Annotated in this window: 25 protein-coding genes and 1 riboswitch; of the genes, 9 read left to right on the top strand and 16 right to left on the bottom strand. The window is 63.7% G+C overall.

What is annotated here, in order from left to right:
• Positions 1–125: 125 nt before the first annotated feature.
• On the bottom strand, positions 126–527 hold the full coding sequence (locus GRI97_RS02035) for a VOC family protein (protein WP_161389464.1): 402 nt from the start codon (positions 525–527) through the stop codon (positions 126–128).
• A 113-nt stretch (positions 528–640) separates the two neighbouring features.
• Between GRI97_RS02035 and ligM the strand changes: the two genes are divergently transcribed.
• From ligM to GRI97_RS02015, 4 genes are all read left to right on the top strand, one after another.
• A complete protein-coding gene (gene ligM, locus GRI97_RS02030) occupies positions 641–2,038 on the top strand; it encodes a vanillate/3-O-methylgallate O-demethylase (RefSeq protein WP_161389463.1) in 1,398 nt (465 codons plus the stop codon).
• 156 nt (positions 2,039–2,194) lie between these two features.
• On the top strand, positions 2,195–3,412 hold the full coding sequence (locus GRI97_RS02025; protein WP_161389462.1) for an MFS transporter: 1,218 nt from the start codon (positions 2,195–2,197) through the stop codon (positions 3,410–3,412).
• 110 nt (positions 3,413–3,522) lie between these two features.
• Positions 3,523–4,203 (top strand): alpha/beta fold hydrolase, encoded by a 681-nt coding sequence (locus GRI97_RS02020; protein WP_161389461.1) that lies wholly within the window; start codon positions 3,523–3,525, stop codon positions 4,201–4,203.
• A gap of 75 nt (positions 4,204–4,278) precedes the next feature.
• A riboswitch (yybP-ykoY riboswitch) is annotated at positions 4,279–4,462 on the top strand.
• A gap of 3 nt (positions 4,463–4,465) precedes the next feature.
• Positions 4,466–5,029: a TMEM165/GDT1 family protein gene (locus tag GRI97_RS02015; RefSeq protein WP_161389460.1), complete on the top strand. Its 564-nt coding sequence runs from the start codon at positions 4,466–4,468 to the stop codon at positions 5,027–5,029.
• A gap of 20 nt (positions 5,030–5,049) precedes the next feature.
• On the opposite strand, the gene GRI97_RS02010 is transcribed toward GRI97_RS02015, so the two are convergent.
• From GRI97_RS02010 to GRI97_RS02000, 3 genes are read right to left on the bottom strand one after another with little or no spacing between them, the layout of a single operon-like run.
• Positions 5,050–6,381, bottom strand: a complete 1,332-nt coding sequence (locus GRI97_RS02010) for an MFS transporter (protein WP_161389459.1) — start codon at positions 6,379–6,381, stop codon at positions 5,050–5,052.
• 50 nt (positions 6,382–6,431) lie between these two features.
• A complete protein-coding gene (locus tag GRI97_RS02005) occupies positions 6,432–6,812 on the bottom strand; it encodes a hypothetical protein (protein WP_161389458.1) in 381 nt (126 codons plus the stop codon).
• 4 nt (positions 6,813–6,816) lie between these two features.
• Positions 6,817–7,827, bottom strand: a complete 1,011-nt coding sequence (locus GRI97_RS02000) for an NAD(P)H-dependent flavin oxidoreductase (protein WP_161389457.1) — start codon at positions 7,825–7,827, stop codon at positions 6,817–6,819.
• A gap of 169 nt (positions 7,828–7,996) precedes the next feature.
• On the opposite strand from GRI97_RS02000, the gene katG reads away from it, so the two are divergent.
• Positions 7,997–10,225, top strand: coding sequence for a catalase/peroxidase HPI (gene katG, locus GRI97_RS01995; RefSeq protein ID WP_161389456.1), 2,229 nt, complete (start codon positions 7,997–7,999; stop codon positions 10,223–10,225).
• A 96-nt stretch (positions 10,226–10,321) separates the two neighbouring features.
• Here katG and GRI97_RS01990 read toward each other — a convergent pair whose 3' ends face one another.
• Complete coding sequence (locus tag GRI97_RS01990) at positions 10,322–11,590, bottom strand: aspartate kinase (RefSeq protein WP_161389455.1); 1,269 nt, start codon at positions 11,588–11,590, stop codon at positions 10,322–10,324.
• Between the two features lie 49 nt (positions 11,591–11,639).
• On the opposite strand from GRI97_RS01990, the gene ubiG reads away from it, so the two are divergent.
• The 3 genes from ubiG to GRI97_RS01975 are packed head-to-tail and all read left to right on the top strand — an operon-like array spanning position 11,640 to position 13,744.
• Positions 11,640–12,395 carry a bifunctional 2-polyprenyl-6-hydroxyphenol methylase/3-demethylubiquinol 3-O-methyltransferase UbiG gene (gene ubiG / locus GRI97_RS01985; RefSeq protein WP_161389454.1) on the top strand — a complete coding sequence of 252 codons (756 nt, stop codon included), beginning with the start codon at positions 11,640–11,642 and terminating at the stop codon, positions 12,393–12,395.
• Between the two features lie 6 nt (positions 12,396–12,401).
• The gene (locus tag GRI97_RS01980; protein ID WP_161389453.1) at positions 12,402–13,292 is read left to right on the top strand and encodes a bestrophin family protein; all 891 of its coding nucleotides are present in this window, start codon (positions 12,402–12,404) and stop codon (positions 13,290–13,292) included.
• Positions 13,293–13,306: 14 nt separating this feature from the next.
• Positions 13,307–13,744 carry a thiol-disulfide oxidoreductase DCC family protein gene (locus GRI97_RS01975; RefSeq protein ID WP_161389452.1) on the top strand — a complete coding sequence of 146 codons (438 nt, stop codon included), beginning with the start codon at positions 13,307–13,309 and terminating at the stop codon, positions 13,742–13,744.
• A gap of 20 nt (positions 13,745–13,764) precedes the next feature.
• On the opposite strand, the gene GRI97_RS18330 is transcribed toward GRI97_RS01975, so the two are convergent.
• The 10 genes from GRI97_RS18330 to GRI97_RS01930 form a co-directional block, all read right to left on the bottom strand.
• Positions 13,765–14,022, bottom strand: coding sequence for a hypothetical protein (locus GRI97_RS18330; RefSeq protein WP_202392552.1), 258 nt, complete (start codon positions 14,020–14,022; stop codon positions 13,765–13,767).
• Positions 14,023–14,199: 177 nt separating this feature from the next.
• Complete coding sequence (locus GRI97_RS18325) at positions 14,200–14,436, bottom strand: lysozyme inhibitor LprI family protein (protein ID WP_202392551.1); 237 nt, start codon at positions 14,434–14,436, stop codon at positions 14,200–14,202.
• A 44-nt stretch (positions 14,437–14,480) separates the two neighbouring features.
• Positions 14,481–14,831: an ArsC family reductase gene (locus tag GRI97_RS01965; protein ID WP_161389451.1), complete on the bottom strand. Its 351-nt coding sequence runs from the start codon at positions 14,829–14,831 to the stop codon at positions 14,481–14,483.
• A gap of 190 nt (positions 14,832–15,021) precedes the next feature.
• A complete protein-coding gene (ruvC, locus tag GRI97_RS01960) occupies positions 15,022–15,495 on the bottom strand; it encodes a crossover junction endodeoxyribonuclease RuvC (protein ID WP_161389450.1) in 474 nt (157 codons plus the stop codon).
• A 34-nt stretch (positions 15,496–15,529) separates the two neighbouring features.
• On the bottom strand, positions 15,530–16,273 hold the full coding sequence (locus GRI97_RS01955) for a YebC/PmpR family DNA-binding transcriptional regulator (protein ID WP_161389449.1): 744 nt from the start codon (positions 16,271–16,273) through the stop codon (positions 15,530–15,532).
• Between the two features lie 107 nt (positions 16,274–16,380).
• Positions 16,381–16,833 carry a GNAT family N-acetyltransferase gene (locus GRI97_RS01950; protein WP_202392624.1) on the bottom strand — a complete coding sequence of 151 codons (453 nt, stop codon included), beginning with the start codon at positions 16,831–16,833 and terminating at the stop codon, positions 16,381–16,383.
• Positions 16,830–17,180, bottom strand: a complete 351-nt coding sequence (locus GRI97_RS01945) for a YbjQ family protein (protein WP_161389448.1) — start codon at positions 17,178–17,180, stop codon at positions 16,830–16,832. The genes GRI97_RS01950 and GRI97_RS01945 overlap by 4 nt, the downstream gene beginning before the upstream one ends.
• Positions 17,173–18,048 (bottom strand): SDR family oxidoreductase, encoded by an 876-nt coding sequence (locus tag GRI97_RS01940; protein WP_161389447.1) that lies wholly within the window; start codon positions 18,046–18,048, stop codon positions 17,173–17,175. Before GRI97_RS01940 ends, GRI97_RS01945 begins: the two co-directional genes overlap by 8 nt.
• Positions 18,049–18,126: 78 nt before the next feature.
• Complete coding sequence (locus GRI97_RS01935; protein WP_161389446.1) at positions 18,127–18,363, bottom strand: DUF2312 domain-containing protein; 237 nt, start codon at positions 18,361–18,363, stop codon at positions 18,127–18,129.
• A 164-nt stretch (positions 18,364–18,527) separates the two neighbouring features.
• On the bottom strand, positions 18,528–18,833 hold the full coding sequence (locus GRI97_RS01930; RefSeq protein WP_161389445.1) for a DUF1244 domain-containing protein: 306 nt from the start codon (positions 18,831–18,833) through the stop codon (positions 18,528–18,530).
• Between the two features lie 45 nt (positions 18,834–18,878).
• On the opposite strand from GRI97_RS01930, the gene pyk reads away from it, so the two are divergent.
• On the top strand, positions 18,879–20,336 hold the full coding sequence (gene pyk / locus GRI97_RS01925; RefSeq protein WP_161389444.1) for a pyruvate kinase: 1,458 nt from the start codon (positions 18,879–18,881) through the stop codon (positions 20,334–20,336).
• Positions 20,337–20,501: 165 nt separating this feature from the next.
• Here the strand turns inward: pyk and GRI97_RS01920 are convergent, their stop codons facing one another.
• On the bottom strand, positions 20,502–21,977 hold the full coding sequence (locus GRI97_RS01920; RefSeq protein WP_268891144.1) for a SulP family inorganic anion transporter: 1,476 nt from the start codon (positions 21,975–21,977) through the stop codon (positions 20,502–20,504).
• Positions 21,978–22,017: the final 40 nt, after the last annotated feature.

Raw genomic sequence — 22,017 nt, 5'->3', positions numbered from 1 at the left:
GCGCAGTCAGTACCGCGCTCTGAAACAACTCCGCCCCGCCTCCCACCCGGGCACTATCGCAACGATATCTTTGGTGGCCGGGTGGGGAGGCGGGGCGGTCGGTTCGCTCTTTTCGAGAAGGCGAATCAATCGCCGAAGAAGTTGAGTTCGAGCAGGATATTGTTGGGATCGGCGGTGAAGATCTGGCGCAGGCCGATCGCGGCGACCAGATTCGTCTGGTAGTCCATTCCGCGATCCTTGAGCCGCTGCAAAGTCTCGTCATAGCCGACACATTTCAGGGCCACATGGTGCAGCGCGCCGGTCAGCGAACCGGGCTGAACTTCGCGATCATAAGCCCTTTCGCAGTCGACGGAATTGATGTGGATTATCGCGCGATTGCCTTCGTCATACATCCATGTCGCGGTCTGCGGCGTGAGCGGCGGAGGGGCGTCGCGGCGTTCCAGACTGAGCAAAGAGCCATAGAATTCAGCCGTTTCGTCAAGCCGGTCGGTGATGATGTTGACGTGATCAAGCGCTTCCACATGCATTGCGATTTTCCTTGTCCCGAGTGGTTCTTATGGGTTGCAGGCCCTGCCAGATATTGTATGTGACGCATACAAATTTTCCAGTGTGAGTCAGTCACAAAAGAGAGGACGTTTGTATGGCCGAAAACCTTGAGCAGATTCTGCAGAATACCCCCGATATCGTCACCCACCTGCGCAATTCGCAGATCGGTGCCTATGTGTACCCGGTTGTAGCACCGGAATTCTCCAACTGGCGCAGCGAACAGTGGGCATGGCAGCATTCTGCCGTCCTGTTCGACCAGTCGCACCACATGTTCGACCTCTACATCAAGGGCCCGGACGCGCATAAGCTGCTGTCCGACACCATGATCAACTCTTCCAAGGGTTGGGAAGTCAACAAGGCGAAGCAGTACGTTCCGACCACGCCGTATGGCCATGTGATCGGCGACGGCATCATCTTCTGGCTGGCAGAAGAAGAATTCGTTTACGTCGGCCGTGCACCGGCTGCAAACTGGCTGCGTTTCCAGGCTGAAAAGGGCAAGTACGACGTTGAGATCATCAACGATCCGCGTTCGCCCAGCCGCCCGATGGGCAAGCCGGTCAACCGTATCTCGTGGCGCTTCCAGATCCAGGGCCCGCGCGCATGGGACGTGATCGAAAAGCTGAACGGTGCGCCGCTCGAAAAGCTCAAGTTCTTCAACATGAGCGAAATGAAGATCGGCAACAAGACCGTGCGCACGCTGCGCCATGGCATGGCCGGTTCGCCGGGTCTCGAAATCTGGGGCCCGTATGAAGAGCAGGATTACATCCGTGATGAAATCCTCAAGGCTGGTGAAGAATTCGGCCTGATCGCCGTTGGTTCGCGCGCTTACCCGTCGAACACCCTTGAATCGGGCTGGATCCCCTCCCCGCTGCCGGCAATCTACACCGGCGACGAGCTGAAGGATTTCCGCGAATGGCTCGGCGCAGACAGCTATGAAGCAACCGGCGCCATCGGCGGTTCCTTCGTCGGCGAAAAGATCGAAGACTATTACCTGAACCCGTGGGAACTGGGCTATGGCCCGTTCGTCAAGTTCGACCACGACTTCATCGGCGCCGACGCGCTGAAGAAGCTCGACCCGGCCGAACAGCGGAAGAAGGTTACGCTGGAATGGAACAAGGAAGACATCCAGAAGATCGTTTCTTCCCTGTTTGAACCGGAAGGCGAACAGTACAAGTTCTTCGACCTGCCGCTCGCCAACTATGCCAACAGCAACTACGACGCCGTCGTGGACGCTGGCGGCAACACCGTTGGTCTGTCGCTGTTCACCGGCTATTCCTTCAACGAAAAGAAGGCTCTGTCGCTGGCGACCGTCGATCACGAAATCCCCGAAGGCACCGAACTGCACGTTGTGTGGGGCGAAGAAAACGGCGGTACTTCCAAGACCACCGTCGAACCGCACAAGCAGCTCAACGTCCGCGCCGTCGTTTCGCCGGTCCCCTATGCACAGGTGGCTCGCGATACGTACCAGGCCGGCTGGCGTACCGCGCGTTAATCCGCGCAACGCTTTCGAGCTTGAACAAGAGGGGGAGAGACCGCGAGGTCTCTCCCCCTTTTTTGTGCGTGATGAGGATCGTTGCACCTGCCCCCGGCCTGAGCCAGAGAGGCCTGAGACGCGCCGGAAAGGCGCGCAAGGGAGCGGGGACAAACAATGAGCAGCACCACCCTTTCGCCGCTGCGATACCGGACATTCCTGCTGATCCTGGGCAGCAGCCTGCTGTCCAATTTCGGCAATGCGATCCAGTCGGTGGGCGCGGCGTGGCAAATGACGGCTACGGGGCAATCCGCCGATGTCGTGGCGCTGGTGCAGAGCGCGACCAATCTGCCGATCATGCTGCTGGCCCTGCCCGCCGGGGCCTGGGCCGACATGTTCGACCGGCGGCGGGTGATGCTGACCGCGCAGATCGCAATGCTGGTGCTGTCCGTATTGCTGGCGCTGTTCAGCCTGGCCGGGGTGGTGGCGCCAGCGGTGGTGATCGGGCTGACCGCGCTGCTGGCCTGCGGGGTCGCCTGTTTCAATCCGGCGCTGGCGGCATCGATCGGCAGCATCGTGCCCCGGGCCGAACTGGCGGCGGCGGTGGCGCTGAACATACTGGCGTTCAATGTCGCGCGCAGCCTGGGCCCGGCTGTGGGCGGCGCGATCGTGGCCGCGGGCGGCGCCGAGGCGGCCTTTGCCGCCAATGCGCTGAGCTATCTGGCGGTGATCGCGGTGCTGTGGCGCTGGCGGCAGGCGCCGCAGCCCGATGCGGCCGCGCGCCCGACATTCGTTTCGGCGATTGCCGAAGGGTTCCGCTTCGCCCGCCGATCGGTGGAAATCCGCACGATCATGTTGCGGGCACTGACCTTCACCCTGACCGGCAGCGCCGCCTGGGCACTGATGCCGCTGGTGGCCAGCGACCTGCTGGGGCGCGGGGCCGTCACCTTCGGCCTGCTGCTCGGTGCATTGGGGCTGGGCGCGGTGATCGGGGCGGCGAGCAGCACCTGGTTTCGGGCGCGCCATTCCAGCGAAGCGATCATCCGCGCGGCCGGCATGATCTATGGCGCCGGCTGTATCGGGGTGGCGCTGCAGCCCGGGCTGGCGGCGATGCTGGTGCTGCTGACAATAAGCGGGGCGAGCTGGGTGCAGGCGCTATCGGGATTTTCGGTGGCCGGGCAATTGTGGTCCCCCCGCCCGCTGGTGGGCCGGATCACAGCCTTGGTCAGCAGCCTGACCTTTGGCGGGATTGCGCTGGGCAGCTGGTTGTGGGGCCATTTTGCCGATGGGCATGGCGTGGCCGCCGCGCTGATGCTGTCCGGCGCGGGAATGCTGGTGTTGCCGCTGATCGGGCTGTTGCTGCCGATGCCACGGCATGAGGTGCCGGTGGAGTAAGGTGTTCGGCAGTCAGCCAGAGCATTGCCCCCTGCGCCCGGACCGGGCCTATAGCTGTCCGGATAAGGCGCCGATTCGGAGCAATCGGCAGGGATCAGAGGAGCATCATCTTGGCCGATTACGTACTCGTTCATGGCGCCTGGGGCGGCAGCCAATCCTACATGCGCACGCGGGCCGATCTGCAGGCGGCGGGGCATCGGGTGCTGGTGTGCAAGCTGCGCGGGCTGGGCACGCGGCAGGATGAGCTGCATCCCGGCATCACGCTGAGCGATCATATCGACGATGTGTGCGACCAGATTGCCGAGGCCGGGTTCGACCGGTTCATCCTGGCCGGGCATTCCTATGGCGGGATGGTGATCACCGGCACGGCCGCCCGGCTGGGCGCGCGGATCGATGCGATCTGCTATATCGATGCCTTCCTGCCCGCCGATGGCCAGTCGCTGTGGGATATTACCGGCGAATATGAGCACAATTGGTATATCGATTCGCAGAAGACCAAGCCTGGCTATGTCGATCCGATCGGCTCTATCGATTTCACCGTGGTGCCGGACATGGTGGGATATCATCCGCTGTTGACCCTGCTGGAGGCGGTGACGCTGACCGGGGAGGAGGCCAAGATTCCCCGCCGCGCCTATATCTTTGCCACCGGGTATCAGCCCACGCCCTTTCCGCGATTTGCCGCGCAGGCCAAGGCCGAAGGATGGGATTATCATGAGACCGATTGCAGCCATTTCGTGATGGCAGACCGGCCCGAGCTGACGCGGGACGTGTTGCTGGCATTGGCGGGATAGAACCCGAAAGTCCCTCCCCAGCCAGCTGGGGAGGATTGGTACGGGATTGCACCCTGCCCGCCGATGGCCTAGGGGCGGCGGGTCATCTGGGGAGTAGCCCACCGCCGAACCGGGCGGGTTCCGTCGTCAACATACTTGGCCGAGAGGCCATGGCGCGGAAAGGCGGTTTTACCGTCTCGGCGAGACCAATGGCGCCATGCCACCGCCGGCCGGGCGAGGGGCGAGGTGCTGTTGCGTCAGTTTCGCCCGGCTGGAATTTCCGATGGAAGCCTTTCTTACCTCTACCGCGATCGTTGCGCTCGCCGAAATCGGCGACAAGACGATGCTGCTGGCCATTGTGCTGGCAACCCGTTTCCGCCGCCCGGTGCCAATCATTCTGGGCATTCTGGGCGCCACCCTGGCCAATCACGCCATCGCCGCGCTGGTGGGGCAGCAGGCCGCCGCTTGGTTCGACGGGCAGTGGTTCCGCATTCTGGTGGCCGCATCCTTCATCGCCATGGGCCTGTGGACGCTGATCCCCGACAGACTGGATGAAGAAGAAAAGCCGCGCAGTTCACGCGGGGCATTCCTGACCACGCTGATCACCTTCTTCTTCGTGGAAATCGGCGACAAGACGCAGATCGCCACGGTGGCGCTGGGCGCGCAGTTCCAGTCCGTGCTGGCGGTGACCGCCGGCACCACCTTCGGCATGATGCTGGCCAATGTGCCCGCCGTGCTGCTGGGCCAGAAGCTGGTGGAAAAGATCTCCCTCGCCACGGTGCGCATGATCGCCGCCAGCCTGTTTGTGGTGGTTGGCGTGTGGATGCTGTGGGCGGCGCTGGCGTAACCCGCCAACAGCATGACCCTTCATTTGGTCGGTGAAGGGTCTGTCATCTGCCGATCATGCTGCGCAGCATAGGTTTGCGACAGCATGCGATAGGATCGGGTCCGGAACGCAGCCAGGGTAACCAGAACACCGATCAAGCCGGTGATGCTGAACACCAGCGCCATCCCGCGTTCCGGCCCAGTGCCGTACCATGCGCCGATCAACCGCGTTCCCCCGCCCCCGGTGATCCAGGGAATGACCAGAAACTGCGTCAGCGGCCCGATGATGAAGGCAGTCAGCGGGGACGCCGCCTGTTCAATCGACTGGGCAAAGCCGAACACGCGCCCCTGCCGTTCAAAGGGCACGACCTGCTGCAGCGTGGTCTGTTCGGCTGCCTCTGCAAAGGGATTGAGGAACAGCCAGATGAAGCAGGCGATCCCCAGCGCCCAGACCGACGATTGCAGGGTGAAGACCGAAGCCACCGCCCAGACGATGAGGTTGGCCAGCAACAACACACGCAGCGGCCGGCGGCCAAGGCCATAGCGCGCGATCACCAGCCCGCTGACGATGAAGGCGCAGGAGACCACAGCCCAGAGCAAGCCCCATTGTTCCACCTGCATCAGCGACAGCCCATATCCATCCATCAGCGCCATGAACACGCCGCCCAGCAGATTGTTGAAGCAGGAAAAGGCGATCAGCGCGAAGAGCCCCGGCACGCCCGCCACCACGCGGATCGTGCCGCGCAGATCGACCCGGCGCCCCTGCCCATCGCCATCCAGACCCGGCGCGGGTTCGTTGACCCGCAACCAGAGCATGTGGACGAACGCCACAGCAGTGAGCAGCAGAGCCATGACCAGCGTCGCCTGCATCCCACCCCAGGCAACGAGAAAGCCGCTGATAGCGGAGGTAACGACAAAACCGATACCGCTGACCATGCCCACGAGGCCATTGGCCTTGTCCCGCCGGTCTGCCGGGATCATCGCCGTGACCAGCGTGGGCAGCGCGATCATCCGCAGATTGCCCGCCGTCACCCCCAGCATGACGACAAACACCAGCGCCCACAACGACGGGCCCGCCACATCGGCAAAGGCGGCCGGCGGAACCAGCAGCACGAGCGCCAGCGCCGCAGCATAGAACAGAAAAGACACGGCGCTGGATACGAGCATGATCGCCCGCTTGCGATGATGATCGACCAGGCTGCCAAACCACACAGCGCCCCCTGCCGTCATCAGCAGATAGATGCCACCGATCATGCCCGTGACGAAGACGGACTGCGTTTCCAGGAATGCCCAGAAAACCAGCGCGAACCACACGGTGAAATTGGTAATGTTCTGGATCAGATTGTTGACCAGAATCAGGTGGAAGGCAGACATGGCGCCGTTGTTCCCCCACTCTGAAGGGGAGGCAAGCGGGTTGTGCGCGGCTAAGCTGTGTCGGATAGCAGCAGATCGCGCGTGATCCGCTGATTGCCCGGATCGCGGGCAAAGCCAATGGCATCCTCGATATCCGGATTGGCGGCATGGCCTGACAGGCTGGCATCGCTCTGCCGCGCCAGCCAGACGGTGAAGCGGTCGGCGTCGGGGAAGCTCAGCAGCGGGGTCGGATCGGGCAGGCCGTCCTGCGAGCGGGCGAGGAACCAGCTGCCGGTGTCGCGATCATGGAACAGCCCGTGGCCGGTGTAATCGCGATGGGTACGGACCAGCGCGCCAAGCGGGCCCGCATAGCGGCTGGCACGCAGGTGATCCACGACCGCCCGTGCCAATGCTTCGCCAAAGGGCGCATCATTGGCAGCGGGCGTATTCATGGCATCAACGACGGCTAAGCGCGGCTTCGCTTTCGGCCAGCAGGCGATCCATGATGACGGCCACGGGTTCTTCGCTGGTGACCATGCCGACCGACTGGCCGGCCATCAAGCTGCCGTTTTCGATGTCGCCATCGATCGCGGCGCGGCGCAGGGCGCCGGCCCAATAGCGTTCGATCTGCAGCTGGGCATCACCCATTTCGACCTCGCCCGCATCGAGCAGGGCAGCCACTTCGCGCTGCTTGGCGGTGAAATGTTCGGTGCCCTTGTTCTTCAGCGCGCGCACCGGGATCACCGGCAGGCGCGGATCGACCTGCACGCTGGCGACGGCATCGCGGGCGTTGGCGCGGAAGAAGGCCTTCTTGAAATCGGGATGGGCGATCGATTCGGTGGCGCAGGCAAAGCGGGTGCCCAGCTGCACGCCGGATGCGCCCATTTCCAGGAAGCCGGCGATCGCTTCGCCACGGCCGATGCCGCCGGCCACGAACACCACGAACTCTTCCGCCAGGGCGGGCAGGAATTCCTGCGCCAGCACGCCGGTGGCGACCGGGCCGATGTGGCCGCCGGCCTCCATCCCTTCGATCACCAGCGCATCGCCGCCGGACCGCAGCAGTTTCTTCGCCAGGGCCAGGGTGGGGGCGAACACGATCACCTTCGCGCCGAATTCCTTGATCGCTTCCACGCTGCCCTTGGGCGGAATGCCGCCGGCCAGCACCACATGGGTGACGCCGTGGCGGCCGCAGACCGCGATCAGATCGAAAAGATCGGGGTGCATGGTGATCAGGTTCACGCCGAAGGGCTTGTCCGTCAGTGCCTTCGTCCCGGCGATTTCCGCATCGAGCAGGTCCGGTGTCATCGCCCCGCAAGCAATCACGCCGAAACCACCGGCATTGCTGATCGCCGCGACGAGGTTGCGTTCGGAAACCCAGCTCATCGCGCCACACAGGATGGCGTGTTCGGAGCCGAGGAATTCTGCGCCACGGCGCATCAGGGCGGCGGTCTTGGGATAGGCTGTCATCGCGCGCGCTTAGTTTGCGCGCGGCGGCACGGCAAGCGGGAGTGACGATGATAGGGACTTGTGCGGAACGACTGATCGATTTTCCTGCTCATAGTGACAGAAGTTCATCGCTTTTTCCTGATCAACCGCCATCATAGAGTTGCAGCAGCCAAATTTGAGGAGAGGCAAGATGGATGCAAAGACCGGTGCGGATCCGCTGAGCGGATGCCCGATGCAGGAAAAGGCGGCCCGCAGCACATTGCTGGGGCGGACCAATCGGGACTGGTGGCCCAACCATCTGTCGCTGTCGATCCTGCGCCAGAAGGGCGCGAGCGGCGACCCGATGGGCGCGGATTTCGATTATGCCAAGGCGTTCAAGGCGCTCGATCTGGCCGCAGTGAAGGCCGACCTGCATGCGCTGATGACCGACAGCCAGCCGTGGTGGCCGGCGGATTACGGCCATTATGGCCCGTTCTTCATCCGCATGGCCTGGCACAGTGCGGGCACCTATCGCACCGGTGACGGGCGCGGCGGCGCCAGCGCCGGGCAGCAGCGGTTTGCCCCGCTCAATTCTTGGCCCGACAATGCCAATCTGGACAAGGCCCGGCGGCTGCTGTGGCCGATCAAGCAGAAATATGGCGCATCGCTGAGCTGGGCGGATCTGCTGATCCTGGCCGGCAATGTGGCGATCGAATCGATGGGCGGGCCGGTGTTCGGCTTCGGCGGTGGCCGGGCCGATGTGTGGGAGCCCGAACAGGACGTCTATTGGGGCACCGAAGAGCAATGGGTCGGCCAGGACGGCAATGAAACCCGCATCCAGCCGGACAAGAACATGGCCCTGGAAGAGCCGCTGGCGGCGATCCAGATGGGCCTGATCTATGTGAATCCCGAAGGGCCCGGCGGCAATCCCGATGCGCTGCAATCGGCGCGCGATATTCGCGAAACCTTCGCCCGGATGGGCATGAACGATGAAGAAACCGTGGCGCTGACCGCCGGTGGCCACACCTTCGGCAAGGCCCATGGTGCCGGCGATGCGTCGCTGGTGGGGGCGGAGCCGGAAGGCGCCGATATCGCCCAGCAGGGCCTGGGCTGGCAGAGCGGGCATGAGAGCGGCATTGGCGATCACACGATCACCAGCGGGATCGAAGGCGCGTGGACACCGACCCCGATCACCTGGGACATGAGCTTCTTCCACATGCTGCTGGATTACGAATATGAGTTGGTGCGCAGCCCGGCCGGGGCCAAGCAGTGGCAGCCGATCGACCAGCAGCCACAGGATCTGGCCCCCGGTGCGCACAGCCCCGAACGGCGCCTGCCGACGATGATGACCACGGCGGATATCGCACTGAAGACCGACCCCGAATACCGCCGCATCAGCGAGCATTTCCGCGACAATCCGGATGCCTTCGCCGATGCTTTCGCCCGGGCATGGTTCAAGCTGTGCCACCGAGACATGGGGCCCAAGATCCGTTATCTGGGCCCGGATGTGCCGGCAGAGGATCTGCTGTGGCAGGATCCGATTCCCGCAGCCGATTACGAACCGATCAATGCCGCCGATATCGCGGCGTTGAAGGGCAAATTGCGCGATGCCGGGCTGAGCGTGGCGGAACTGGTCGGCACGGCCTGGGCCTCTGCCTCCACCTATCGCGGGTCCGACCATCGCGGCGGCGCCAATGGTGCGCGCATTCGCCTGGCCCCGCAGAAGGATTGGGAGGTGAATGAACCCGCCCGACTGGCCAAGGTGCTGGCCGCCTATGAGGCGATCAAGGCCGATTTCGATGCCGGAGCAGGCGCGCGCAAAGTCAGCCTGGCCGATCTGATCGTACTGGGCGGCACCGTGGGGCTGGAACTGGCCGCTGAGGCGGGCGGGCACAATGTGACCGTGCCCTTCACCGCCGGGCGAACCGATGCGAGCCAGGACCAGACCGATGCCGACGGTTTCGACGTGCTGGAGCCGCGTATCGACGGCTTCCGCAATTACCAGCAGGTGCGCTTCAGCATTCCGACCGAGGAACTGCTGGTCGACCGGGCACAATTGCTGGGGCTGAGCGCGCCGGAAATGACCGTGCTGGTCGGCGGTTTGCGGGTGTTGGGCGTCAACCATGGCGGATCGACAAACGGCGTGCTGACCGATCGGCCCGGCGTGCTGTCCAACGACTTCTTCGTCAATCTGCTGGACATGAACACCGCGTGGAAACAGCTGTCCGACGATGGGGATGAGGTGTTTGCCGGCAATGATCGGGCCAGCGGCGAACAGCGCTGGACCGCGACACGGACGGATCTGGCCTTCGGTTCCAATTCGGAACTGCGCGCCCTGTCCGAAGTCTATGCTGCAGCCGATGCCGGGGCCAAATTCGCTAGCGATTTCGTGGCCGCCTGGACGAAGGTGATGAACGCCGACCGGTTCGATTTGAACTGATCTGGCAGTCCAAAGAAAACCCCGCGCCGCTGGTGAGCGGCGCGGGGTTTTTTCATGTCTTCATCCGGTCGCCTCGCGGGCAGCCGGACCGACCAATCAGGCGGCTTCGTCTTCGGCGTCGAGGCCGTAGGCGGTGTGCAGCACGCGCACGGCCAATTCCGTTTCGGCTTCTTCGATCAGCACTGAAACCTTGATTTCGCTGGTGGAGATCGCCTGGATATTGATCCCGCGGTCAGCCAGCGCCTTGAACATGGTGGCGGCAACGCCAGCGTGGCTCTTCATGCCGACGCCGACGACGCTGATCTTGGCGACATCGCTGTCGGTGATGATGCGGTTGAAGCCGATTTCATCGCGCTTGTCTTCCAGCAGGGCCTGCGCCCGGGCGAGATCGGCCAACGGTACGGTGAAGGTGACGTCGGTCTCACCCTTGTCGCGGCCGACGTTCTGGATGATCATGTCGACATTGATCGATGCATCGGCGAGCGGGGCAAAGATGGTCGACACCGCACCCGGCCGGTCAGGCACGCGGGTGAGGATCAGCTTGGCTTCATTCTTGTCGAGCGCGATACCGGTGACGAGCTGGCGTTCCATGTCCAATCCTTCCATTTCCTCGTCAGAGACGATCATCGTTCCGGGGAGCTCATCCGCGGGAACAGCATCGTCGCCGATGAAACTGCTGAGCACCTGGACGCGAACATTTTCCTTCATCGCCAGGCTGACCGAACGGGTCTGCAACACCTTGGCACCCACGGATGCCAGTTCGAGCATCTCTTCATAGGTGACATGGTTGAGCTTGCGCGCCCGCGACACGATGCGCGGGTCGGTGGTGTAGACCCCGTCCACGTCGGTGTAGATATCGCAGCGGTCGGCGCCGATCGCGGCGGCAACAGCCACGGCCGACGTATCCGATCCGCCACGGCCCAGCGTGGTGATGCGGTTGTCGGCAGAAAGACCCTGGAAACCGGGGATCACAGCGATTTCGCCTGCCTGCATGGAGGCGACCAGCGCATCGGAATCGATGGCGGTGACGCGCGCCTTGGCATGGGCTTCGACAGTGTGGATCGGCATTTGCCAGCCGAGCCAGCTGCGCGCCTTGCAACCCATGGCCTGCAGCGTCAGCGCCAGCAGCCCGCTGGTCACCTGTTCGCCGCTGGCGACCACCACGTCATATTCGGCCGGATCATAAAGCGGGTTGGCTTCGCGGCAGAAATTCACCAGCCGGTCGGTTTCGCCAGCCATGGCCGACACCACCACGGCCACTTCATGGCCCGCCGCCTGCTGGCGGCGCACGATGGAGGCCACGCGGCGAATCCGCTCGGTCCCTGCCATGGAGGTTCCACCGAATTTCATCACTATGCGCGCCAACGATACTCTCCTGCTGGTGCCGGGCTGTGCGCGCTGTTAGGGGGATGGCATGGGTGATGCAACTACCGCGAACGCAATTCTCGCCAATGCCACAATTCGCCCGGATGAAGCCGCGCATTTTGGCAGGCTGGCCGCCGAGTGGTGGGATCCGAAGGGATCATCCGCCATGTTGCACCGGCTGAACCCCGTCCGGCTGCGGTTCATTCGCGAAGCGATCGACCGGCACTGGCACATCGATGATCACCATCTTAAGCCGCTGGCGGGCAAGAGCGCGCTGGATGTCGGCTGCGGCGCAGGCCTGTTGTGCGAACCGCTGGCGCGGCTGGGTGGTGACGTGACCGGGATCGATGCGGCGCCTGAAAATGCGCAGGCGGCCGCCGCCCATGCTGAAGGCGCCGGGCTGGATATCCGCTATATCGCCGGCGAAGTCGGCGCGCAGGATATCGGCACCTTCGATCTGGTCACATCGATGGAAGTGATCGAACATGTCGCCGACAAGGCGGATTTCGTCGCCGCGCTTCGCGCCAGGCTGGCGCCGGGCGGGCTGATGATCCTGTCCACCCCCAACCGCACCGCCATGTCGCGCCTGCTGATGATCCAGGCAGCCGAAACCTTCGGTGCGATTCCGCGCGGCACCCATCACTGGGACGATTTCATTACCCCGGACGAACTGGCCGATCTGCTGGCTGATGCCGGGCTGACCATGGGCACGCCGCAGGGCATCGGCTTTTCGCCGCTGAAGGGCCTGCATCTGTCCGGCGATCTGTCGCTGAACTACATCGTGACGGTCACGGCAGCCGGCTGACCTGCCATGATCCTGCGCGACAAGCCCAGCTGGCGCGAACTGGCCTTTGCCGTGCGCGGATCGATCATCACCGCGGTGGGGCCCAAGGTCATCGCGCTGATGATCTATGCCGGCTTCATGGTGTGGCTGCATGATCAGATCACCGGATTTCCCGATATCGACGGGGTGGCCTTCACCGTATTCGGTATCGCGCTGTCGCTGTTCTTGGGGTTCCGCAACAACGCCGCCTATGACCGGTGGTGGGAATCGCGCAAGCTGTGGGGCGGATTGCTGGCCGATGTGCGCAGCTTCGCCCGTGAAGCGGAACTGTTCCTGCCCGAACCCGTCGACCGCGAACGGGTGATCCGGTTGATGCTGGCCTTCATGCATCTGCACCGCGTGCATCTGCGCCAAGTGGTGGATGATCCCCGCGCCCGCGAACTGGGCGCCGAGTTCCTGACCGCGCCGCATCCGCCCTGCGCCGTGCTGGACCGCATCAATGCGCTGCTGGCGCAGGCGCGCCAGGCCGGGCGGCTGGACGGGTTCGGGGCCAAGGCGCTGGCCGAACGGCTGGGCAGCATCACGCTGCAGCAGGCCGGGGCCGAACGCATCGTCAAGACGCCGCTGCCCTATGTCTATTCGCTGCTGATCTATCGCACGACCTATCTCTATTGCCTGCTGCTGCCGCTGGCGCTGGTGACCCCGGCCGGCTGGCTGACGCCGTTCTTCGTCGGCATTGTGGGTTATGTGTTCCTGGGTCTGGCCGAAGTGACCGAGGAACTGAGCCATCCGTTCGGCACCACGCCCAATGGCCTGCCGCTGGATGCGATCTGTCGGGCAGCGGAAATCAGCCTGGCCGTGCATCTGGGCGATCCGGTGCCCGAACCGCTGCGCGCCAAGGATTTCTACCTCAGCTGACCGAAGGCGCGCGCATGGCCGAACATTCACCCCCTGCCAGCCTGCCTACTTCCTTGCCTGGGGGCCCGATCGTGCTGTTCGATGCCGAATGCGTGCTGTGTTCGGCCAATGCCCAATTCATCCTGACGCACGACAAAGCAGAACGGTTTCATCTGGCATCGATGCAGAGCGATGTGGGTGCTGCGCTGTTCCGCCAGCATGGCCTGGACCCTGCCGATCCGACCAGCATTCTGGTGATCGACGGACCGCGCGTGCACAAGGACAGCGATGCGGTGCTGGCGATTTACGAAGGACTGGGTTTTCCCTGGCGCCTGGCCGGCGTGCTGCGGGTCATCCCGGCAGGTTTGCGCGACCCGGTGTATCGCCTGATCGCGCGCAACCGTTATCGTCTGTTCGGCAAACGAGCCACCTGCTGGGTGCCTTCGCCGCGCTTCCGTTCGCGGGTGCTCTGACCACCGACGGCAGAGAATGCCTATTCGGCGTTGACCTGGAAATAATGGCCCTGCGCAGAGCCGAACCCGCCCGATGTGCTGGCATCACAGAATGGGGTGGGAATGTTGAGCGCGGCGCCATCCAGCCGGATTACCAGTGGGCCACCCTCCCCTTCATAACGGGCTTCGCCCGGGCCGGCCTGTTCCACTTCGCCGGCAAAGCTGCAGACCCAGCTGCCATTGGCCTGATCGGCCACGTCGAGTTCCACATTCAGCCGGCCGGACGCACCCTGCGTCACCGTGATCGCGCCCCAGGCATTGTACCAATTGCCGATCAGCGAGCGGGCAGGCGTAGTGGAAATCCAGTTCAGGAGTTCGGCGCGTTCGGCGGTTTCATTGCGCAGGCGTTCCTGCCGCAGGGCTTCATTGGCGCGCGGGCTTTCGAAGGCCTGAGAGCGGATGTCGAGGAAATCATTCTAATCCTTGCGCAGCACCGGCTCCAGTGAACGATCGGCCCGTTCCGCAAGTGCGGCATAGGCCATGCTCATCGCCCGATCCGACGCCGCAATCTCGGCATCGCCGCAGATCGCCTTTTCCGTGGGAGTGATGGCCTTCCCACAGACGAAACCGGCCTGGGCGGCGGCGGGGCCATGGGCGAAAGCTGCGCCAACGAGAGCCGCCAACAGCGCGGCCGGGTATTTCCAGTGCTGCATGCGTTATCCTTGCGCGCGCCCGAATTCGGAAAGCTGACGTTAGATCAGCCCAGTGCCGCCTGCCATTCGGCTGCGTCAAACCCCACCAGCAATCCGCCCGGATGTTCGACCACGGGCCGTTTGATGGTTGAAGGATGCGCGGCCATGATGGTGACGGCCTTGGCGGCGTCGATATCGGCCTTGTCCGCATCGTCGAGCTGGCGGAAGGTCGTGCCGCGACGGTTGAGCACCACTTCCCAGCCTTTCGCCTCCACCCATCGGGCCAGTTGCTCAGGATCGGTGCCCTGTTTCTTGTAATCGTGGAACTGGTAGGCGACGCCCTGGTCATCGAGCCATTTGCGCGCCTTCTTGACGGTGTCGCAATTGGGGATGCCGTAAACGGAAATCTTGGTCATAATCTTCTCACGCTGCCCGAATGCAGAAGGGTATGCCGAGAATTTCCGGTGATGGCCACCATGCGGATGGGAGCGTTGTGGCGGCCCTTCGACGGGCTCAAGGCAAGCGGGGGAGCGTGCAGCGCCCTGATTGTGAGCGGCCCTGGCCTTCGCCTGGGCGACGGAGGGGCTTTAGGGCGCCGGTTGGGTGTTAGCCGCCCCCACCCAGATGAGCGTGGGCGATGGCCACGGCCAGCGCATCGGCGGCGTCGGCGCCGGTGACCTTTACGCCGGGCAGCAGGATTTTCAGCATCGCCTGGACCTGCGCCTTTTCGGCGCGGCCGGTGCCGACCACGGCCTTCTTCACCAGTCTGGTGGCATGTTCGGCCACGGGCAGTGAGCAGCGCCCGCAGGCGGCCAGCACGGCGCCGCGCGCCTGGGCCAGTTTCAGCGTGGAGGCCGGGTTCTTGTTGACGAAGACTTCCTCCACCGCGGCGCGATCAGGCGCATAGGTGCCGATCACGGCGGCGATCGCATCATGCAAATGATGCAGCCGCGCGGCCATGGGGGTGCCGGCATCGGTCGGCACCTGCCCATGGGCAATGTGGGTCAGCCGGGATCCCACGCTCCGCACCACGCCCCAGCCGGTGCAGGTGAGCGAAGGATCGAGACCGAGGATCAGCATGCCGCCCACTCCCGCCAGCGGGAGTGGTTCGGCATCAGCCGAGCTTTTCCATCACCGCGTCGGACACTTCGTAATTGCCCCACACGGTCTGAACGTCGTCATCATCTTCCAGCGCGTCGACCAGCTTGAACAGGGTCTGCGCGTCGCCTTCGGCGACATCGACGGTCAGATTGGGTTTCCACGCCAGCTTCACGCTTTCTGGTTCACCCAGTACCTTTTCCAGTGCGCCTGATACTTCGTGCAGCGCTTCCATCGCGGTCCAGATGGTGTGGCCGTCCTCGCTGCTTTCGACATCGTCGGCACCGGCTTCGATCGCGGCTTCGAGAACCTTTTCCTCATCACCCGCAGCGGCCGGATATTCGATCAGGCCCTTGCGTTCGAAGCCATGGCTGACCGCGCCGGTAGCGGCCAGGTTGCCGCCATTCTTGCTGAAAGCAGTGCGGATATTGGTCGCCGTACGGTTGCGATTGTCGGTCAGCGCCTCGACAATCAGCGCCACGCCGCCCGGGCCATAGCCTTCGTAGCGGATTTCTTCATAGTCATCGCCGTCATTGGCCGATGCCTTGTCGATTGCGCGCTGGATATTGTCCTTGGGCATGGACAGGGCGCGGGCGTTGTTGACCGCGAGCCGCAGACGCGGGTTCATGTCGGGATCGGGCATGCCCGATTTGGCCGCCACGGTGATTTCGCGGGAGAGCTTGGAGAAGGCCGCCGAACGTTTTTTGTCCTGCGCGCCCTTGCGGTGCATGATGTTCTTGAACTTGGAATGGCCTGCCATGGGTTTCGCTTTTTTCGCTTGTCTGGCTATCTGTTTTCTGTGGCCATAGCCCTAGCGAAGGCAGGCGCGGCAGGCAATCAGCTGTGGCACGCAACCTGCCACCGCGATCACGGCGCGATATCGAAATGCAGCACCGCCTCCCGTTCACCAAGCTTGTCATAGAGCGCCAGCGCGGCATCATCGCCATAGTCGCCCTGGACGAAAACGGCCCATCCGCCGGCTGCGCGGGCCACCGCCCGCATCGCCTCGATCAATGCGGTGGCCACGCCGCGCCGCCGATGGTTTTCCACCACCGCCAGATCATAGATGTAGAATTCGCTGCGACGCTGTTCGAGCTTGGGCAGTTCATAACCCACCAGGCCGCCGATCAGAGTGCCCGCGTCGTCACGCGCGATCAGCGCCACCACATGCGGCATGGCCAGCAGGCGGGCGACGTAATCATCATACGGCGGGTCCGAGAGATAGGATTCCCGATCATCGAACACATCGGCGAACAGGCAATTGAGCGCGCGGTACTGCGCGTCATCACCCGTCCCCAACCGATCGACCCGGATGGTCAGAGCCGCACCGCCGTGCCGCTGACGCTGACCATCAGCATCGATCCATTGCTGCCGAGCACTTCATAATCGATATCCACGCCGACCACGGCATTGCCGCCCAGCTGCGCGGCCTGAGAGGTCATTTCCTGGATGGCTTCGCGCCGCGCGCGGGCCAGCACCTCTTCATATTTGCCCGATCGGCCACCGACCAGATCGGTGATCGAGGCGAAGATATCGCGGAACAGATTGGCGCCCACGATCACCTCCCCCGTAACCAGGCCAAGGTAATCCTGCACCGGGCGACCTTCGATGGTCGGGGTGGTCGAGACAATTACGCCGCCGTCTTCGCGGCTCCAGGGACTAGCCATTGACGATCGTTCCTCCGTTCGGGTGCAGAACCTGCCCCGACATATAGGATGAATCATCGCAGGCGAGGAAGAGAAATGCCGGGGCCACCTCATTGGGCTGGCCGGGACGGCCCATGGGCGTATTTTCCCCGAAATTTTCCAGTTTTTCCGGGCTAGCCCCGCCGCAGGGGTTGAGCGGAGTCCAGATCGGCCCGGGCGCCACGGCGTTCACGCGAATGCCCTCACCAATCAGATTTTCGCTGAGTGAGCGGGTAAAGGCGGTGATCGCCCCCTTGGTGGAGGAATAATCAAGCAGTTCCTTGCTGCCCTGATACATGGTGACGCTGGTGCAATTGATGATGGCCGCACCGCTCTGCAAATGCGGTCGCGCCGCCTGCACCAGATAGAACATGGAAAAGATATTGGTCTGGAACGTGCGTTGCAGCTGTTCGACCGTGATATCGGTGATGTCCTTGTCCGGATGCTGTTCCCCGGCATTGTTCACCAGCACATCGAGCCGGCCCCATTTGGAGATCACGGCATCGATCAGCCGGGCGGCGCGGGCCGGATCGCCCAGATCGCCGGCAAACAGCAGCGCCTCGCTGCCTTCCTGGCGGATCGCATCGGCGGTGATGCGGGCGTCATCGTCTTCTTCGAGATAGGCAATCGCGACCTTCGCCCCTTCGCGGGCAAACAGTACGGCCACTGCGCGGCCGATGCCGCTGTCTCCGCCGGTGACGATCGCCACCTTGCCCTTCAGCCGGCCCGAACCGGGGTAGCGCGGTTGCCATTCGGGCTGCGGATCGAGCCCGGTCTCATGCCCCGGAAGCCGGGGCTCTTCATCGATTTCCTCTACATGGGCCTGAGGAACGGTCGGCTGTTCGGTCATGGGATGATCCTGCGTTGCGTAACGCCAGATCAATCATCTGCCGGGCCGAACCGTTCCCCCGGTCATCGCGGCACAGCGTCAGCCGATGCCGAGCGCGGCCTTGTAGGTGTCCAGAATCGCTTCCATTTCGGCGCGATCGTCGGGCTTCATTTTGCGCAGGCGCACGATCTGGCGCATGATCTTGGGATCATAGCCGGTGCCCTTGGCTTCGGCGTAGACGTCGCGGATGTCGTCCGAGATGCCCTTCTTTTCTTCTTCAAGACGTTCGACCCGCTCGATCAGCAGGCGCAGGCGGTCGTCAGCGGTTTCAGCCATGAAAATAAGCTCCGGTATTGAAGTGAATCACCTGGGGTGAATCTGGGTTTGAATAGCGTGGGCCGCTCGTTAGCGAGGCTTCCCCTGCGGGTGAAGCCGGTGCGGCCCGGGCGGGGAAAACTTTCCGCCGCCGCAGCGGTTTATCGCGGCAGCCAGCGGGGCAATCAGCGGTTGCGCAGCAGGCTTTTTTCCATGCGCGCCAGCTGTGCGGGCGTGGCATCTGTCTGGAATTGCGCCTTCCATTCGGCCATCGGCATGCCGTGGATCAGGGCGCGGGCTTCATCCTTGTCACCTGGATAACCGGCATCGCGGATCCAATCGGCCAGGCAATTGCGGCAGAAGCCGGCCAGCCCCATCAGATCGATATTCTGCGCATCGTGCCGGTGCTGCAGATGCGTGACCAGCCGGCGGAATGCCGCCGCGGCCACATCATCGGGCAGGCTGGCCAGCGGATCGGTTGTTTCGTTCATCATCTATCCTTGTGTTGTCATACCAGCGTGGAATAACGCACCGTCATGGCAAAATTCGATCCCCGCAACCGCAAGGTCAAGATCCTCGCGACCATTGGCCCGACCAGCTGCGACCCCGATGTGATGCGACGGCTGTTCCGCGCCGGGGCCGATGCGTTCCGTTTCAACATGAGCCATGGCGACCATGAATTCCATGCCCGGAATTTCGCCACCGTGCGCGCGCTGGAAAAACAGTTCAACCGCCCGATCGCCATCCTGTGTGATCTGCAGGGCCCGAAGCTGCGTGTGGGCACCTTTGCCGATGGGCAGGCCATCATCGGCCATGGCGCACGCTTCGCCTTCGACCGTGACCCGACCCCCGGCGACGCAACCCGCGTGTTCCTGCCGCATCCCGAACTGTTCAACCTGCTGGACAAGGGCCAGCGCCTGTTGATCAATGATGGCAAGATCCGCCTGCGCGTGGTCGATGCGCGGCCCGAACAGATCCTGTGCCAGGCCGAAGTGGGCGGGGTGATTTCGGACCGCAAGGGCGTGAATGTGCCCGATGTGGAAGTGCCGATCCCGGCACTGACCGAAAAGGATCGGCGCGATCTGGCCTTTGCCGTGGAACAGGGGGCCGACTGGATCGGACTGAGTTTCGTGCAGCGGCCCGAAGATCTGATCGAGGCGCGCGAGCTGATCGGCACCGGCGGAGCCTCGCTGTGCGCCAAGATCGAAAAGCCGCAGGCCGTGCGCCGGCTGGCCGAGATCATCGCCGCATCGGACGGGATCATGGTCGCGCGTGGCGATCTGGGCGTCGAGCTGAACCCGGAAGAAGTGCCGCCACTGCAGAAGAAGATCGTCAAGGCCACGCGCCTGGCGGGCAAGCCGGTGATCGTGGCCACGCAGATGCTGGAATCGATGATCGAGAGCCCGGCCCCGACCCGCGCCGAAGTGTCCGACGTGGCCAATGCCGTCTATGACGGGGTGGATGCGGTGATGCTGAGCGCGGAAACCGCCGCCGGCGCCTGGCCCGAGGAAGCCGTGCTGATGATGAATGCCATCGCCGGCCAGGTGGAACGGGACGAGGAATACAAGCAGCGCGTGCGCTGGCTGGATGCGCGGCCCGACCCGACAGTGGCCGATGCGCTGAGCCATGCCTGCATGACCATTGCCGACACGGTCGATCTGAATGCGATCGTGGTGTTCACCTGGAGCGGATCGTCCGCCCGGCGCGTGTCGCGCGAACGCCCTGCGGTGCCGGTGATGGTGCTGACCCCCTCGATGGAGGTCGCCCGGCGGGTATCCTTGCTGTGGGGGACCCATGCCGTGGCCACTAAGGATATCGGCAGTTTCGAAGAGATGATCGGCAAGGGCAAGCGGATGGCGCTGCGCCATGGTTTCGGCAAGGCTGGCGCGCGTGTGCTGGTGATGGCCGGGGTGCCGTTCGGCCAGCCGGGCGCAACCAATCTGCTGCATATCGTCACGCTGGACGGGACAGAGCTGGAAAACAGCGACGGCTGATCGCGAAAACGGGTGCGAAACGGGCCTTGGCCCGATCCGCACCCGCCCTCCTGCGAAGCTTGTTCTTATGAAGATGGGCCGCCCTGCCTTGCGACAGTACGGCCCATCCATTTCTTCCTGACATGGGCGCCCTGCTGACCGGCTGGATCAGCCTGGCACGTCACATCAGGTGGAAAGCTTCTGCATGCGATCGTCCACCCCCAGCAATGTCACCTGACACTGCTGGGCGTTGAGCCGATCAGCCCAGTCGCGGATCAGTTCCGCGCAGCTGTGATCCATTCCGGCCAGTTCGCCGCAATCGACCGTCACCTTGCGGTCCGTCCGAACCTTGTCGAGCGCATCGCTGAGCTTGGGCAACTGCACAAATGTGGCAGAGCCGGCGAGGCTGATGCGCGTTTCATCATCATGTTCTTGCTGATCGACATTGAGCCGCAGGCGCGGCCAATGCGGCACCAGTTCGACCAGCGAAAAGGCGATTCCCACCAGCACGCCGGTCAGCAGATCGACCGCCACCACCAGGATCAGCGTGGTCGCCCAGATCACCACCGGAAACCAGCCGTGATGGCGGAACATCTCTGTCGCATGGTCCAGATTCACCAGCCGCCAGCCCGTCACCACCAGCACCGCGCCGAGCACCGCCATCGGGATTTCCCGCATGACGAAGGGCAGCGCCACCACGAAGCCCAGGATCCAGCAACCATGCAGGATCGCCGACAGGCGGGTCACCGCCCCGGCCTGCACATTGGCGGATGAGCGAACGATCACCCCGGTCATCGGCAGGGCGCCGGCCGCGCCGCAGAGCAGATTGCCCACGCCCTGGGCGCGCAATTCCTTGTTGTAATCGCTGCGGGCGCCATTCTGCATCTTGTCCACCGCCGCCGCCGACAGCAGCGTTTCGGCGCTGGCGAGGAAGGCGATGGCCAGACCAGCGGCCAGGATCGCCGGATCGCCAAACAGCGCCAGCATGCCACCATCCGGTGGATCGATGGCGGCGATGATCGAATCCGGCACCGCGACCCGCGCCACATCCATCTGGAACACCATGGCGGTCAGCGTGCCGGCCATCACTCCGAGCAGCGCGCCGGGGATCAGGCGCAGCGATGGCGGGCGCCATTTTTCCCAGCCGAGCATGATGACGATGGTGATGCCGGCGACCACCAGGGCCATTTCATTGGCGGTCGGATTCGTGGCATCCAGACCCAGAACGCGCCCGGGCATGGCGATGATGTTCTCGATACCATTGGCCAGCGGTTCGGCATCGAACAGCACATGAAACTGGCCGATCACGATCATCACCCCGATGCCGGCCAACATGCCATGCACCACGGCGGGCGATATCGCCCGGAACCAGCCGCCGAGCCGGAAGGAACCGGCTGCAAACTGAATGATGCCGGCAATGATCAGAATCGGGCCCAGCGCGGCGATGCCCTGAGTGCTGATCAGTTCGAAAACGATGACCGCAAGCCCGGCCGCCGGGCCGCTGACCTGCAGGGGGGAACCGGCCAGCCAACCGACGACGATGCCGCCGATGATGCCGGTAATCAGGCCCTTTTCCGGCGGCAGGCCGGAAGCGACGGCGATGCCCATGCACAGGGGCATCGCCACCAGGAACACCACGATCGATGCCGTGAAATCCCTCAACAGGGTGTCAGTTGCGAGGCGCGGCCCCGCAGCGACACCC

Source organism: Croceibacterium xixiisoli (genome assembly GCF_009827305.1).
In the GTDB taxonomy this organism is placed as follows: Bacteria; Pseudomonadota; Alphaproteobacteria; order Sphingomonadales; family Sphingomonadaceae; genus Croceibacterium_C; species Croceibacterium_C xixiisoli.
Note: the sequence above shows the minus strand (reverse complement) of the source record. Positions and strands in the feature narration are given on the sequence as shown.